The 14201-nt window shown below is 54.0% G+C and carries 12 protein-coding genes; 9 read left to right on the top strand and 3 right to left on the bottom strand.

Annotation, left to right across the window (positions count from 1 at the left end):
- Both QQJ86_RS11860 and QQJ86_RS11855 read right to left on the bottom strand, forming a co-directional pair.
- Positions 1-1692 carry an AAA family ATPase gene (locus tag QQJ86_RS11860; RefSeq protein WP_284321154.1) on the bottom strand — a complete coding sequence of 564 codons (1692 nt, stop codon included), beginning with the start codon at positions 1690-1692 and terminating at the stop codon, positions 1-3.
- 194 nt (positions 1693-1886) lie between these two features.
- Entirely contained in the window at positions 1887-2288 is a 402-nt protein-coding gene (locus QQJ86_RS11855) for a helix-turn-helix domain-containing protein (RefSeq protein ID WP_284321153.1), read from the bottom strand.
- Positions 2289-2402: 114 nt separating this feature from the next.
- On the opposite strand from QQJ86_RS11855, the gene QQJ86_RS11850 reads away from it, so the two are divergent.
- The 7 genes from QQJ86_RS11850 to QQJ86_RS11820 all read left to right on the top strand — a co-directional run bounded on the left by QQJ86_RS11850 (position 2403) and on the right by QQJ86_RS11820 (position 6868).
- Complete coding sequence (locus tag QQJ86_RS11850) at positions 2403-2639, top strand: ARID/BRIGHT DNA-binding domain-containing protein (protein WP_284321152.1); 237 nt, start codon at positions 2403-2405, stop codon at positions 2637-2639.
- Positions 2636-2923 (top strand): ogr/Delta-like zinc finger family protein, encoded by a 288-nt coding sequence (locus QQJ86_RS11845; protein WP_284321151.1) that lies wholly within the window; start codon positions 2636-2638, stop codon positions 2921-2923. Before QQJ86_RS11850 ends, QQJ86_RS11845 begins: the two co-directional genes overlap by 4 nt.
- Before the next feature lie 34 nt (positions 2924-2957).
- Positions 2958-3299, top strand: coding sequence for a hypothetical protein (locus tag QQJ86_RS11840; protein ID WP_284321150.1), 342 nt, complete (start codon positions 2958-2960; stop codon positions 3297-3299).
- Between the two features lie 3 nt (positions 3300-3302).
- Positions 3303-3557, top strand: coding sequence for a hypothetical protein (locus tag QQJ86_RS11835; protein ID WP_284321149.1), 255 nt, complete (start codon positions 3303-3305; stop codon positions 3555-3557).
- A complete protein-coding gene (locus QQJ86_RS11830; protein WP_284321148.1) occupies positions 3554-3772 on the top strand; it encodes an AlpA family transcriptional regulator in 219 nt (72 codons plus the stop codon). Before QQJ86_RS11835 ends, QQJ86_RS11830 begins: the two co-directional genes overlap by 4 nt.
- On the top strand, positions 3769-6453 hold the full coding sequence (locus QQJ86_RS11825) for a toprim domain-containing protein (protein WP_284321147.1): 2685 nt from the start codon (positions 3769-3771) through the stop codon (positions 6451-6453). The genes QQJ86_RS11830 and QQJ86_RS11825 overlap by 4 nt, the downstream gene beginning before the upstream one ends.
- Positions 6454-6637: 184 nt before the next feature.
- On the top strand, positions 6638-6868 hold the full coding sequence (locus QQJ86_RS11820) for a hypothetical protein (protein WP_284321146.1): 231 nt from the start codon (positions 6638-6640) through the stop codon (positions 6866-6868).
- A 36-nt stretch (positions 6869-6904) separates the two neighbouring features.
- On the opposite strand, the gene QQJ86_RS11815 is transcribed toward QQJ86_RS11820, so the two are convergent.
- Entirely contained in the window at positions 6905-8146 is a 1242-nt protein-coding gene (locus QQJ86_RS11815; protein ID WP_284321145.1) for a tyrosine-type recombinase/integrase, read from the bottom strand.
- A gap of 865 nt (positions 8147-9011) precedes the next feature.
- Between QQJ86_RS11815 and QQJ86_RS11810 the strand changes: the two genes are divergently transcribed.
- Complete coding sequence (locus QQJ86_RS11810; protein ID WP_284321144.1) at positions 9012-13475, top strand: RHS repeat-associated core domain-containing protein; 4464 nt, start codon at positions 9012-9014, stop codon at positions 13473-13475.
- Positions 13456-13986: a hypothetical protein gene (locus QQJ86_RS11805; RefSeq protein WP_284321143.1), complete on the top strand. Its 531-nt coding sequence runs from the start codon at positions 13456-13458 to the stop codon at positions 13984-13986. The genes QQJ86_RS11810 and QQJ86_RS11805 overlap by 20 nt, the downstream gene beginning before the upstream one ends.
- The last annotated feature ends 215 nt before the right edge of the window (positions 13987-14201 follow it).

Here is a 14201-nt window from a genome sequence, read left to right as displayed (position 1 = left end):
TTAAACCTTTTTCAACTTCACTTCGAGCGCGGCCAGCTTGGCCGTATCAACCGCATATCCATTCTTCATTACGTCGTGGAGAGCCGTCTTAAATTTGTTCAAAAATTCATTGCTGGCCTCGGGGTTGCTTTCGACCCAATGTTTCCACGGGTTGTGCGGTTTTGTGCCAGCAGTCACAAGCTTCTGGAATTCCACGCCCTTGTAGAACCGCTTGAAGATTTCGCGCGGTTTTTTCTTCTCTTCAGGATAGGCTGCAACTCGCTCCTTCACATCAACGACGCCCCCATTGATTTCGAATTCCCTTATCACTTCAGCGGAAGAATTGGTAAATACATCTCGCGTGAACTGCAAGTCGTTTCTCCAGAAGTTGTGATTTGCAGGGAGATTGTAAAGGTACTCGAAAATCAGCTGATCAGGCGGCAAACTTCCAGGCAGAAGAACAATTGTCTTAAAGTTCTTGCCCTCTATGTTTTGAGTCTGGTCGGCGTCCAAACAAACAATGCTCTTCTCGGCAAATTCGGGGATCTTCTTCTTAATCAGTTCCAAATAGTTAGAGCAGCCAAGAGTGATCTCCGACATGGGAGTTGTAAACTTCTTTACTGGTTGCCGGCTCATCAAGGCGGCAAAGAAATTTGCAGCCTCTTTATCCTCAAAATAGACATTGATGTTTGGCAAGGACGTGCCGGAAGCTGCAGCAATAGTTCTCGTGTTTATATCTGCGCTTATTTGCGCCCAAGACCAATCCTGCATCACCTGAACATCACCATAGGTGTTGCTCAAATAGATCGTCTTGTATTTTCTTCTGAACTGCTGACTTTGCTCGAACGCATGCTCAATCAACACAGGCGAGTGTGATGTCATAACGACCTGAAGATTCAAGTTCTTGCACTCACGGTCGAGCATCTTCAGAAGGTTCACCTGCGCCGTCGGGAACAATCCTGCGTCAGCCTCATCTATCAGAAGAAGGCCACCTTTGTAGTCGGCATACTCTTCTTTCAATTTCTTGAAAGACATTAGGGCCAAGATGATTTGACCTGCATTGTCCTCACCTGCGGAAACCGATTCTTGGTCGTAATTTTCTCCATGTGCCACAGCTGAGCTGATGGTTCCATCCGTGCCTGTGGCATCAGAAGAATTGCGATTAAGAAGCTCATTGGTAAGGCCGATGAAATCTTGCTTGTGCTTTTGCAGGTAATCAAAGTCACTAACCTTGTAGTCTCTGTCTGCGATAGGGAAAAGACGTTTCAGGCTAAGGAAGATGACCGGGTGTGTGAAGTTTCTGCTCGTGTTGCTTTTGCCCGTCGCTGTGCTGTTATTCCTTACTACAGGCCTCGGTGACTTATTTCGCTTCATCAGCTCAAGTTTTGCCGTTGCAGCCTGATCGGTATAACCATCGAATAATTCGATATTGACCGTCATGGAGCCAGGGATATCAAACCTGTCCGAAATCCTGAAGTGTTCACTGTATTGCGACTTGAATGCTCCGCCTGCAATCTGCCGAAAAGAGAGCGTTTGGTTTTTTACATAGTCCTTGTCAAAGCTGAAAATTTGCGCAGCAATGCCAAGAATGGACGACTTCGACGTGCCATTCTTCCCGCATACAACTGTGATGTAGTCACCGAATTCGACTTCTACATTATTTAGCGCACGGAATTTCTCGATGACCAGCTTCTTGAGTTGGGTCTTTGACATCGCATCCATCCCCTTTGCTACACGCTGCGCTTTCCACCCAGCATGCGTTTTACTAGGTCCATGCCATCCCGATACTTACACGGGCGTCCCGGCGGCTGTTACCTACCCCTATCCATCACGCTACACCAGGGGTTCTTGTTTTTGGAATCACCCCCGTTCGTAGACACGTCATCCTTGCATGGGCACTAAGTTGGCTATGACTTTCCGCGCGTAGCCACCCACTCGGCATATTCAGGCACTGCACGCGCAAGCTGCATCTCCAGCCACGCCTTTTCGTCTTCGTTGTGCGTAGCTGTCCAATGCGACAGGAACCCGCCGATCCGTTGCATGCGTGGATCGTTGCTGCTCCCCTCTGTGATGGAGGTGGGGGTGGCATCGCCATGCATCGTACCCGTACCTAGCAACAGCCAATCCAGGCTCACGCCCTTGCGTTTTGCAAGAATCATGCATTCTTCGTAGGGGATCTTGTTGCGGGTCCGCCAGCCACTGACCGTGCTGCTCCCGTGGCCGAAATGCTGCCCCAATGCGATATCCGTTCGTACCCCGACCACTTCCTGCATTCGGTCAATGATCGGTGCTGCTTCAAATTCGGCCACTGCCTCTCTCCCTTGTTTTGCGTGAATCCTGCATAACGCGTATTGCAATCACGCAATTTGCGTGTATTCTGCGAATTGTGTGACACATCGAGGCCATCGTACCCCATGCCGAGTATGCGCAAATCCCCGGTTCGCTATTCCCCGCGCGGGGTCACCAAACAGGTCATCGCCTTGCGTCTGCTCGCCCCCGAGCGTGCGCGCCACGATGCCCATGTCCAGCGCCATGACTGCTCCAGCGCAGCTTTTGCCCGCCAGATGTACTTGCGCGGCCTGGAAAGCTACGAACGCGCGGCGGCTGTGTCGGCCATCACGGGTTGCATGAATACGGCGATTGGAGTGAATCGCGCATGACCCGCCACCCACTGCATGCCGCTTCCGCACGGCGCGAGAGTCGCTTCAGGGTGAAGTGTCCGCATTGCCTGAGCTTTGCCCGGGCGCGCAGCAGCGACCTGCTGACGCCGACGTACCGCGAGGTGCGCTTCGAGTGCCAGAACGACGCCTGTGGGCATATCTGGGTGGCAGGGCTCGAAGCCATCCGCACGCTGTGCCCCAGCGATATGCCGAACCCAGCGATCGACATCCCCTTCGCCGCCACGCGCGCGGCGAACCACGCCTCGGCGAAAGCCACCGGCTAACGCCTCATTCCCCACAACCTGGAGAGACTTCACCATGTCGCAGACGACCCTGCACGAGGTGGCCATCGGCTACCTGCTTACCCACCAGGCCGAACACCTCACGCACGATCGGCAGTATCTGATCGAGCGCTGCGCCGCACATCTGCAAGCGCAAGGTGCCACCGTTGAACGCGCGAACATCGTCGCACTGCAAGCACTGGGCGAGCTGGACACGCGCGCCACCAAAGCGCACATCGAGTTGACGCATTGCACGAGCTTCGCGGTGTTCGTGGTGGACCCGGTGACGCGCGCGCGGATCGCGTTCACGGCAGCCGATCTGATTCGCTTGGCGCGTGACTACGCCACGCGCACCGATACCGTCGTGACGCGCCATTGAGGGATGACCATGATCCCAGACTACAACCCCGCGTTGGCCAGCCACACCACCGTTCCGCTGACGGATGGCCCCGTCGATGTCACCACCAGCAGCTTTGCCGATAACAAGCATCCGGTCGCTTTACTCGCGGGTCCTGCCAGCATCGCCATGTCGGTCGAGCAAGCCATCGCCGTGGGCAGTGCACTGATCGCGGCGGCGCATCACTACCGCGCCATCCTGGCTGAGTGCTCGGACCCGACGACGCCGGTGGCGTCGTGAGGGTGGCGTTTGAGCAGGATGCATTGCCTGCGCCCAAGGACTGCATTCTTCGTCTGCCCTTGGTGCGGCAACGTTGTGGCATCTCCGCGGCCACCATTTATCGCCGTATGGCGAAGGGTGATTTCCCGCGCGCCGTGAGCCTGGGAGGCAAAGCGGTCGGCTGGCGCGAAAGCACCATCGACGCGTGGATTGCGACACGCGACGAGGGCCTATGAATACGACGCTGCACCAGGTCATTACTCGCCGCCTGTTGAAGGACTACGAGTTCAAGGACAAGGAAGGTACCTGGTTGCGTGAGGGCCGCTGTCCGCACTGCGGCAAGAAAGAGTTGTACACGCGCGCGGAGAGCCCGTGGGTCATCCGCTGCGGGCGGGAAAATAAATGTGGGTGGGAGGGGCACGTCAAAGACCTGTACGCGGATCTCTTCGAAAGCTGGTCGGATCGCTTCGCTGTCACCGAGACAAACCCCCATGCCGCCGCTGGCGCGTACCTCACCCATGCGCGTGGGTTCGACATCACCCGATTACGTGGGAGCTACACGCAGGAAAGCTATGTCGATCGCGAACTGGATGCCAGCACGGCCACGGTGCGGTTTCCGTTGCCCGGTGGCGGTTACTGGGAGCGCCTGATCGATCGGCCACAGCGGTTCGGCAAGAAGAAGGCGCGCTTCAATTACGGCAGCCAGCACGCGGGGCATTGGTGGGTGCCGCCTGGCTTGGACCTCAAGACAGTCGACGAGGTGTGGATTGTCGAAGGCATCTTCGATGCGATTGCATTGTGGCTGCATGGTATCCCCGCCGTGGCGGCGCTCACTTGCAACAACTATCCCCGTCACGCGCTGGAACAGCTCGCGACGTTGCATGGCCTACGTCGTCCCACCCTGGTGTGGGCGCTCGATACGGACGGGACGGATAACGACGGCGCCGGTCAGCGCTATATCCGCAAGTGGGTGAAGGAAGCCCGCCAGCAAGGCTGGGACTGCAAGGCGGCGCAGATCAAGCAGACCGGTCGCGGCAAGATCGACTGGAACGATCTGCACCAGCGGGATCGGCTCGGTCCCGAGCACCTCAAGGACTATCTGCACGAGGGTGCGCTGCTCATCGCGCGCACGCCAAGTGAGAAGGCGCTCTTGATCTACAACCTAGCGAACAAGGCTGAATTTCCGTTCGAGTTCGGCAATCGGTTGTGGTGGTTCAAGCTCGATCTCGGTAAATACGCGAAAGCGCGCGAAGCGCTGGAGGACAAGGACAACGGCCTGACCGACGATGAGCTCAAGGACGCCGCGTTGCAGGAGTGCAATGCAGTGACGCCCATCAGCACCTGCTATCCCCGCGCGTTGTACTACCAGCGCAACGATGTGACCGACGAGAGCTGGTACTACTTCCGCGTGAGCTTGCCGGACGATCGGCCTGCGGTGAAGAACACCTTCACTGGCGCGCAGATCATGGCGGCGGCGGAGTTCGGCAAGCGGTTGGCGAGCATCTGCGCCGGCGGACTCTACACGGGCAACACCGCACAACTGATGCGGCTGATGGAAGAGCAGCTCGCCGGCATCAAAACGGTGGAGACGATCGACTTCATTGGCTACAGCAAGGAACACGGCACCTATGTCCTGGGCGACGTGGCTGTGAAAGACGGTGCGCTGTACGAGCTCAACAGTGAGGATTACTTCGAAATCGGCAAGCTCAACATCAAGAGCCTTCTGCAGTCGATGAAGTTAACGGTCAACGCGAACCGTGCGGATTATAACGACGCCTGGTTTTCGCAGCTATGGACGGCGTTCGGTGTGAAAGGGTTGGTGGCGTTGGCGTTCTGGCTGGGCACCTTGTTTGCCGAGCAGATCCGTGCGAGCGACAAGAGTTTTCCCTTCCTCGAAGTGATCGGTGAAGCCGGTGCTGGAAAAACCACGCTGATCGAATTTCTGTGGAAGCTGCTGGGTCGGGAACATGAGGGCATCGATCCCACCAAGAGCACGCTGGCCGGCCGCACACGTACGTTTGGGCAGGTCGGCAACTTGCCGATGGTGATGATCGAAGCCGATCGTTCCAACGGCGCCGACAAGCAGCACGCGAAGCAGTTCGATTGGGATGAATTGAAACCGCTGTACAACGGCCGTATTGGTCGCGCACGCGGCATCAAGAGTGCCGGCAACGAAACCTACGAACCACCGTTCCGCGGAACCGTTGTGATCAGTCAGAACGCGGTGGTCGATGCCAGCGATGCGGTGTTGCAACGTATTGTGCATTTGAACTTCGACAAAAGCGGCCACAGTGCCGAAGGCGGCGCGGCGGGCAAGGCACTGGAGAACTGGTCCATGGAGCAGGTGAGCGGCTTCATCCTCGCGGCGGTGCGGCGTGAAACGAAGATCCTTGCCACGATGGCCGAATACGCACCGGGCTATGAAGCCATGCTCAAAGCGCACCCGAATCTCAAGAGCGTGCGCATCTGCAAGAACCACGCGCAGATCATGGCGCTGGTCGATGCGCTGGAGCACGTCGTCCCGATCTCCGCCGACCAGAAACGCGCGACCTTCGATCTGCTCACGCAAATGGCCGTGGATCGTCAGCAGGCGATCAATGCCGATCACCCGATCGTGCAGGAGTTCTGGGAGCTGTTCGATCATCTCAATGAGACCGACCAGGGGGAAAAGCTCAATCACAGTCGTGACGATGAACTGATCGCAGTGAGCTTGCCGGAATTTCAGAGTCGTGCGACGCAGTTTGGATTGCGCGTACCGGCATATAGTGATTTGAAGCGGCTGCTACCGGAGAGCCGCGCGCGCCAATTTCAAACCTACCGCACCGTCAACAGTGCCATTCGCATTACCGACGGTCGCGGTGTATCGGTGAAGTGCTGGGTGTTTCGTCGTGAGCGCGCAGTGGCAAGCAAGCATTGATGGTGCGCAGGGGCGATCGATGCGCTTACACAACATGTGAATTCGTCGGCGCACAATTTGTCTTTATAGGCCATCGCCGCCTCGCCTGATATCCTGCATCGTAATTTCTTTCGTGACGAACTTCGCGTCGGAATGGCGCGCAACTCGTCCTGCCGTTTTAGTCAAAACAGGGAATACGATGATCATGATGGCTCACCATCTCACGGAATTGATCACGCCAGTCGCGGAGTTGATTCGCCATGCCGAAGCACTTCGGCAGCGCATCGACGCGATCGACGCTGCGTCGACAGGCATCACCGAAGGCATGCGCCAGAACGTGCTGCAGCCGGATGCGGTGTATCAGCTTCTGGACATGATCAGCGCAGACCTCAAGAGTCGCGCTGATCTGCTGTTGCGACTGTTAACTACAAAGTGAGCTACTACGGGGCGCTGAAAATGATCGGCGCCCCAATTACGCGGCCTTGCTGTGAAGAATCGCACCAGCAACGTCGCCGCGCAGTTTGTCGAGATAATCAGCCCAGGCCTGCATCATCCTTCGGCGCTCAGCCATGTACTGCGCCTTGTTGTAGATTCCGCGGATGCGATTTTTGTCTTTGTGAGCAAGTTGCCGCTCGATCGCGTCTTCGGCCCAGCCTGCTTCGTTGAGGGCAGTGCTGGCCATGTGTCGAAATCCGTGGGTGACGATCAGACCTTTATACCCGAGTGCATGAAGAGCGCCGTTGACGGTGTTTTCTGACATGGGGCGAAGCGCCGAGCGTTCACCGGGAAATAGAAAGCGGCCGGCGCCGCTGAGCGCGTGAAGCTCACGAAGCAGTTGTACGGCCTGACGGCTTAAGGGGACGACATGTGGTTCCGCTTTCGCCTTTTTGGCTTTACGCATCTTCAGTCGGGTGCCTGGAACCGTCCACACGGCGCGCGAAAAATCTATCTCACTCCATTCGGCGTAACGCATCTCGCCTGGGCGAGTAAATACGAGTGGGGCAAGCTTTAACGCGTAGCGTGTTATGTAAGTGCCGCGATATCCATCAATGGCGCGCAGCAGTTCTCCTATTTGAGCTGGATCGGTGAGAGTAGGGAAGTGCGCGGTTTCCGCTTGTGGAATGGCGCCAATGACGTCAGCGGCCGGATCGCGTTCGGCCAAGCCTTGCCGGATAGCGAAACGGAAAATCTCGCTCAGATAGTTACGCGTACGGTGTGCGGTCTCGGTTGCGCCCCGCTCATGAATGCGCTGCATCACCGTTAAAATCTGTGGCGGTGTAACTTCGCTGATGGGTATCTTTCCGAGCCATGGAAAGACATTGTTTTCCAGTCGACTAAGCACGCCTCGTGAGTAGCTAGGCACCCAATCACTGCTCTTTTGGGCAAACCATGCGCGAGCGACAGCTTCCAAACTATTCTCGCTGGCGAGTTCGCGTGCAAGGCGATCTACACGTCGCTGCGTACTAGGGTCGATGCCTGACGCAATGAGCTGACGTAGTCGATCGCGTTCGACACGAGCGTCAGCCAAGCTAACCTCTGGGAAAACTCCCAGACTGATCATCTTGGGTTGCTTCTTCAGATGCCGATATTTGAGGCGCCAGTATTTGGCTCCGTTCGGCATCACCTGCAGATAGAGTCCTTTGCCTGCTGCGAGCCGGTACATCGCGTCCCTGGGCTTTGCATTGCGCGCAGCCAAGGCCGTCAGTTCCGTCATCTTTCTCTCCTATGTAGCTACTTCGCACGCGCTTAGGTGGTATCTCGCGAGTCCACCTGCCAGGCAGTGCATTTGTACCACCAAAGATACTACCAGCGGACGCGCGCTTTGGTGAGAAGGCTTGAGAGGAGATGAGAAAGAAAAAAGCCAAAAATCCCCGGGAAATTGGAGATTGGCTCGGCGCGTGATAGGAATTGAGGTGCGCGATCTCACATAGTTTGGCCGCTGATGTCTCGCATAGTTTGGCCGGCACGCGCAACCGCATGATCTGATGACTTTATCACGCGGTCACGTTGCCCCGATCGCTTGTGGCGGGCCATCTCAAGAAACCTGTTCAAGTGGGTCACCGTATTTTCTATAGGTGCTCCGACCTCAATCGCAGAATGGCGCGGCACTTCTACCGTTTCCGGGATCCTATTGCGGGAGCGATCAAATGAGTTTCAAAGCCCAGGTCCTGGGTTTGATACTCCTAGCGCCGTCAATTTCTACGTATGCAGCGGCGCTCGAGGCGTCACCCAAAAATTCATCAATGTACTTTTCGATACACCGGTCGCCATCGAGCAGGCGAACAAAAACATTCGCGAAGCCTGCAAGGGTCACTAACTCTGGTGCGTTGGTCTCCTCGGAGGCCGCCACTCCGGCTCGGAGATCTTCTCTGCCAAGAAATTCTCCAATGCTTCGATCTTCGCAAGCCGAGAGCGCAGCGTGGGCGTGACGATACCATCTCTACCGGATTAGCCCCCTGAGTGGCTACATTTTTCCAGCGAAGGTCAAAAGATTCTACATTCGGACAATACGTGTCTATTATAGATTGAGCAGCGATTTCGGTAGGCGGGTCCATACTCGCCTCACACTAAGGGGAATTATGATGACAGTCCTTAAGGCAAGGCTCGGAACCGAGTCCGCAATTGTTCGTGGTTTGCGGACTAATGGTTCGACGAATTCCTGGTTTAGCAAGTTTGCGACATCTTTCTGCGCCTTCCTGCTGGTGGCTAGTTGCAATGTATTTGCGGAAACCGATGTGCCCACAGATTATGGCGGTGGCGGTGGCGGTTCTGGAGGCGCGATGGCATCGGGCCCCCAAAAGCTACCTGGGGTGGATGTTGTTGCCAACCGTGCACCAGATGTACAGGAGCAGTTGGGGGCGGGGTCAGTTATCGGTATGCCTCCACCCCAGAATGTCTCGCCGCCGCTCCAAGTTGGAAAGACACCAGGCTCAGTCACGACACTCGCCCGTATTACAGTTAATGGAAAGTTGCCTAAGGATGACTGCAAGAAAGCTGATCCCATTTCGTTGGCTACCGGAGCTAAAGTGGAATCGGTAACTGATTTTGCTCGCTCTGGTGAAATGGGGCTGAGTTTTACTCGGTACTACAGCTCCAATGTATATAACACCGGATCGTTCTCTAGTACGCGTGCAGGGGGATGGAGGACAAGCTACGACTACTTGCTGTTCCTTGATGTGACGCAAGGTGGGGCTTGCAATTACACCTCTACATCAAGTGTTTGTCCTCTCGTGCTAGTCCGCCCTGACGGCACGATTGTTCAATTTGGGCCCGGTACCGCCCATAGCGACGGAACTGCATCGTTTGGCGAACTTAAAAATGGTATCGCAACGATGACGCGCAATAGCGACGGGTCTTATGTCATTCATGACGAGGACTCCAAGGTCCTTACGTTCAGCAATGCACTTTACAATGGAACTTATTTCACACTGACGTCGATCAAGGATTTGGCTGGCGTGGGCTGGACCTTTGCTTATCCTGATGCGACAGACGTAGTGGTTTCCCATACATCTGGGCAGACTGTCTCGTTGCACTGGACCGATACCAAAGTTCCTGATGGTCCTAATTCAGCCTACGATATCGTTAGGCAATTGACGGTTGTTGATCCTGCAGGCAACTCGTATTCGTACTCCACAATTATTCCATATGGAACAATTGGTGATATGTCCGGAACGAGATATTTGATAGGTGAACTCCAGACCGCGACCCTCCCGCTCCCCGGCGGATCAACGTCAGTTGCTTATAAGTACAAAAGTGACGCCGGCGGCGCATATGGCTTTGGTAATTACCAATACGCGCTGACCGAGGTTGACTACAATGGCATCGCGCAAGATCTGACAAGCTATAACGGTGTCGGCCAAGCTATTCAGGATGAAATGGCTGATGGTACGCAACAAACGAACATTAGCTACGGCAGCAATAGTACAGGTCCGGTTACCACCGTAACTAATCCGCTTGGCCACGTTTCTGTATATCAGTTCGATGCAAATTCAAACATATTGTCGATAACTGGCCAGGCGTCCGTGCACTGCGCAGCGACATTTAGTTCTCGCACTTATGATGCGAATGAAAATGTTCAATCAGATACCGATAATGACGGTAATATCACTAACTACACATATGCGGTCAATGGTGAAATTCTGCAAAAGGTAGAAAGTCCAGGCCCCTTTCAGCGCGTGACAAACTTTGTATGGGATACGACGCCAGGCACTGATCGACTTTTATCCGTTACCGTAGTCGGATACTTGCAGACCTCGTTCGCATACACGCCGCAAGGCAGGCTAGCGAGCGTCACTCAGACGAATTTGGCTAGCAATGGTGTCGCGAATCAGTCGCGGACTACTACATACAGTTACTCGCTATACCCGAACGGCATGGTATCTGCTGTTGTAACGACTCTGCCATCACCCAGTGGAGCGAATACGCTCACATATAACTACGACAGCCTGGGTAACGTAACCAGTATTGTGAATGCTCTAGGTCAGGCCACGAGCTACAACAACTTCACCGGAATGGGGTTGCCGACTACTGAGACATCAGCCAACGGGGATGTGTTGAATTACACCTATGCGTTTGGACGAGTCACTTCTATATCGCACACACATGCGGGCGTAACAAACACGGAGTCCATAAATTACGATCCCAATTCTGGGCAGGTATCCAAATTAGTAGCGTTTGATGGCGAAGTCACTCAGTACGTATATGACCCGGACTTCAAGCTGACCTCCTCAATGTGGACTGGCCCATCGGGTGCAGTGATAAGTAAGAATTACGGGTATGACATAAACGGTGATGTCACTACCACAAGTTACACCCGAAAGGGGCAGACCTCTCCCGATTTAATAACTCATGCAACTTATGATGAGCTTGGGCGACCGCTAGTAATTAACGGCAACAGCGGGCAGAGCCGGACCTATTCGTATGATCCAAACGGGAACGTCTCTACCGTTACAGATGCTGTCGGTAACACAACAACATATAAGTACGATTCTGTCAGTCGATTGCAGTACATTGTCGATACAACTGGAAAATCCACCTTATATTTGTATGATTTTGGCGACAATCCTCTTCAGATAACCGATCCCCGTGGACTCACTACGTATTACAAGTACGACGGATTTGGAGATGTGTGGGGAGTAACGAGTCCTGACTCGGGAACCACAAGCTACTCGATCGACCCTTATGGGCGTGTCACAAGCAAGACAACGAACAATGGATTCGTCGCATCTTATACCTATGACACGCTTAATCGCGTCACAGCAGTGACTGCGGGCTCTCAGACGTATACATACACGTATGATTCCTGCACCTATGGTAAGGGAAAGCTCTGTGCTTACGCCGGTCAAAATGGAGGAGGCTCCTCATCTTTGACCTATTCCATCGAAGGTTTGGTTGCTACCCGTACGGACAATTCCTTCTTGGGTTCGTCCACGACGTCATTCAGTTATGACGGAATGAATCGTCTCACTCAAATGATGTCCGGAACGGCATACACAGTTAACTATGCTTGGACCGATGATCAGATAACGAACGTAAATCTTCAGTACGGAAGCCAAAGCGTCAATGTGGTAAGTAACGTTATCTATGATGCGGCTCGTCGGCCTCTGAGCTGGTCTTATGGAAACGGTATAACTAGAACTCAGACATATGATCAGGATGAGCGGCTCAAGAGCATTGGCTCGACGCTGGGTACTACAACGATACAGAGCCTAGCTTATACCTGGGACAACCTCGATCGGATCACTGCAAAGACTGACTCCGTATATGCTGGAACGCAGGGATTTGGCTATGACAATCTGAATCGCTTGACTAGCCAAACTCAGGTCGCGCCCATTTTCTTCAATTACGACGCGAATGGTAATCGTACTCAGCAGAGTTGGATGACGAACGACACTGTTGCCATCGCCACGAATAGTAACCAGATTGCGTCGCGTGGCTCGCACGCTTATACCTATGATGGAAACGGGAACAGGGCGACTGACTCAGTCAGTGGAGTGACCACGACTTACACATACGACGGGTTTAATCGTCTCAACAGCGTGAGTCGAAGCGCTGCGCTGACAAACTGCGAAACGAGTTATCAGTGTCCGACGTATCCTAGCGGAACTACAACCTACCAGGTGAATGCTTTAGGACAGTTGAGCCTAACCAATGGCCCCTTGGGGTTGTGGATGTATGGTTACGATTTGGACGGTCATCTCATCGGCGAACTGACATCTTCGTCGGGTGTGGTTAATGCAAATAACTACATTTATTTAAATGGCCAACCGATAGCGCTGCTCAATCAGATAGGTAGTGGCACCCCTAACCTGTACTACATGCTGGATGATCACACGGGGCGGCCTGAGCAAATTACAAACAGTGGTGGATCAGTCGTTTGGCGCGCACAAAACAGTGCTTTCGATAGAGAAGTAGTGGTCGAAGGTATTGCTGACGTAGACGTGGGTTCGCCAGGGCAGGTCTACGATCACTTTACAGGGAACTGGAGCAACGGATTTCGTGATTACGATTCGAGTAATGGACGGTATCTGGAATCCGATCCACTCGGCTTGGCTGCGGGAGTCAATACGTATGCTTATGCGGAGGAAAGCCCTATAACCCTTGCGGACCCATCAGGTCTCAATCCCGGGGACATATTTGGAAGCTTGGCCGATGCAAGTAGAGATGCGGGCGCTTATTTGACGACGGTCAATGGTGGTCCTCTAAGGCGCTTCTTTATGGGGACTCAATTTGCGCTTTTTGTGGAGGTGCCAGGTTGTCCGGGCGACTACACATATGTGGTGGGATCGCCCCTTACTGGCACAGCGCCAATTCCAGTCAGAACGGAGGCCTTAAGCCTGGCGGAGAAACTCGCTCTTGATGAGGCCAAGGCCGGCGCAGGAGCGCGCATCATGGCCGGAAGAATAAAAGATCCGGCGTTCCCTGAAGACGTTTATGCAAAGATGGAACACGTGCATCAGGATCTAGTCACAGGCGAAAACATCGTGATTCATTACTGGGAAGAGCTGCTAACGGGAGTTAGAAGTGGATTTAAATTTAAGTAATGTTCCCCGTTTTTCCGCCGACGTGCCGGACCTGCTGGCACTGTGGAAATTAGGGATGATCAACGTGGAAGAAGTTCAGGCCTTAGCGTCTGAACTTCTTTCTTGCGGCATAGTTGCCAATCAGCTTATCGACATACTTGTTCTTTCGGAGGATGAGTCGGATAGCATTAGGACTAAGTTCAACAGCTTCCTATTACAGGAAGAGGGTGGCGATATCTCTAATAGAGATGCCATACGTAGGCTCGCAGGGAAAATTTCCATCTCGATTCTTGACCGGGCTATCACACCGATGGAAGGCGCCACGTTTCTCTGGAATGTCGTACTGCGAAGTCACGAGCGAGAGTTTCATGAACTCGATCCCTTTATTTATGCGGCTAGCGAAATGCGGGATAGACCGGCGGATCACAAATTATTTGAGGACGCTATCTTGAACGAGGCAAAAGACTGGGCATCACGTCACAAGCTTTATGAAAACGGTAGGTCGAGTGAAGGTCCAATCGGTAACATCTAGCGCTTAAGCGCGATGCTTCTTTACTTCTTATTCTTATCCACGTCGCGGAGCGTCGTGAAACCATTCAATGAATGTCTTAATCGGCGATGCGGATGCCTCCTGACAGTTTTCCCTGTGAAAGCAGAGGCTCGAGGATTACACGGAGATTGAGTACCTTGGGAGTCCTGTTATGCGTCACGAAATGAACCTGAATTCGTTAGTGCAGCCATTGCGCC

This window comes from Dyella acidisoli (assembly GCF_030160295.1).
In the GTDB taxonomy this organism is placed as follows: Bacteria; Pseudomonadota; Gammaproteobacteria; order Xanthomonadales; family Rhodanobacteraceae; genus Dyella_B; species Dyella_B acidisoli.
Note: the sequence above shows the minus strand (reverse complement) of the source record. Positions and strands in the feature narration are given on the sequence as shown.

Bases quoted from the DNA above. Each gene is read 5' to 3' on its own strand.
- QQJ86_RS11810 (WP_284321144.1), top strand. From the start codon at position 9,012: ATGATGACAGTCCTTAAGGCAAGGCTCGGAACCGAGTCCGCAATTGTT.
- QQJ86_RS11840 (WP_284321150.1), top strand. From the start codon at position 2,958: ATGTCGCAGACGACCCTGCACGAGGTGGCCATCGGCTACCTGCTTACC.
- QQJ86_RS11835 (WP_284321149.1), top strand. From the start codon at position 3,303: ATGACCATGATCCCAGACTACAACCCCGCGTTGGCCAGCCACACCACC.
- QQJ86_RS11860 (WP_284321154.1), bottom strand. From the start codon at position 1,692: ATGTCAAAGACCCAACTCAAGAAGCTGGTCATCGAGAAATTCCGTGCG.
- QQJ86_RS11815 (WP_284321145.1), bottom strand. From the start codon at position 8,146: ATGACGGAACTGACGGCCTTGGCTGCGCGCAATGCAAAGCCCAGGGAC.
- QQJ86_RS11845 (WP_284321151.1), top strand. From the start codon at position 2,636: ATGACCCGCCACCCACTGCATGCCGCTTCCGCACGGCGCGAGAGTCGC.
- QQJ86_RS11820 (WP_284321146.1), top strand. From the start codon at position 6,638: ATGATGGCTCACCATCTCACGGAATTGATCACGCCAGTCGCGGAGTTG.
- QQJ86_RS11825 (WP_284321147.1), top strand. From the start codon at position 3,769: ATGAATACGACGCTGCACCAGGTCATTACTCGCCGCCTGTTGAAGGAC.
- QQJ86_RS11850 (WP_284321152.1), top strand. From the start codon at position 2,403: ATGCGCAAATCCCCGGTTCGCTATTCCCCGCGCGGGGTCACCAAACAG.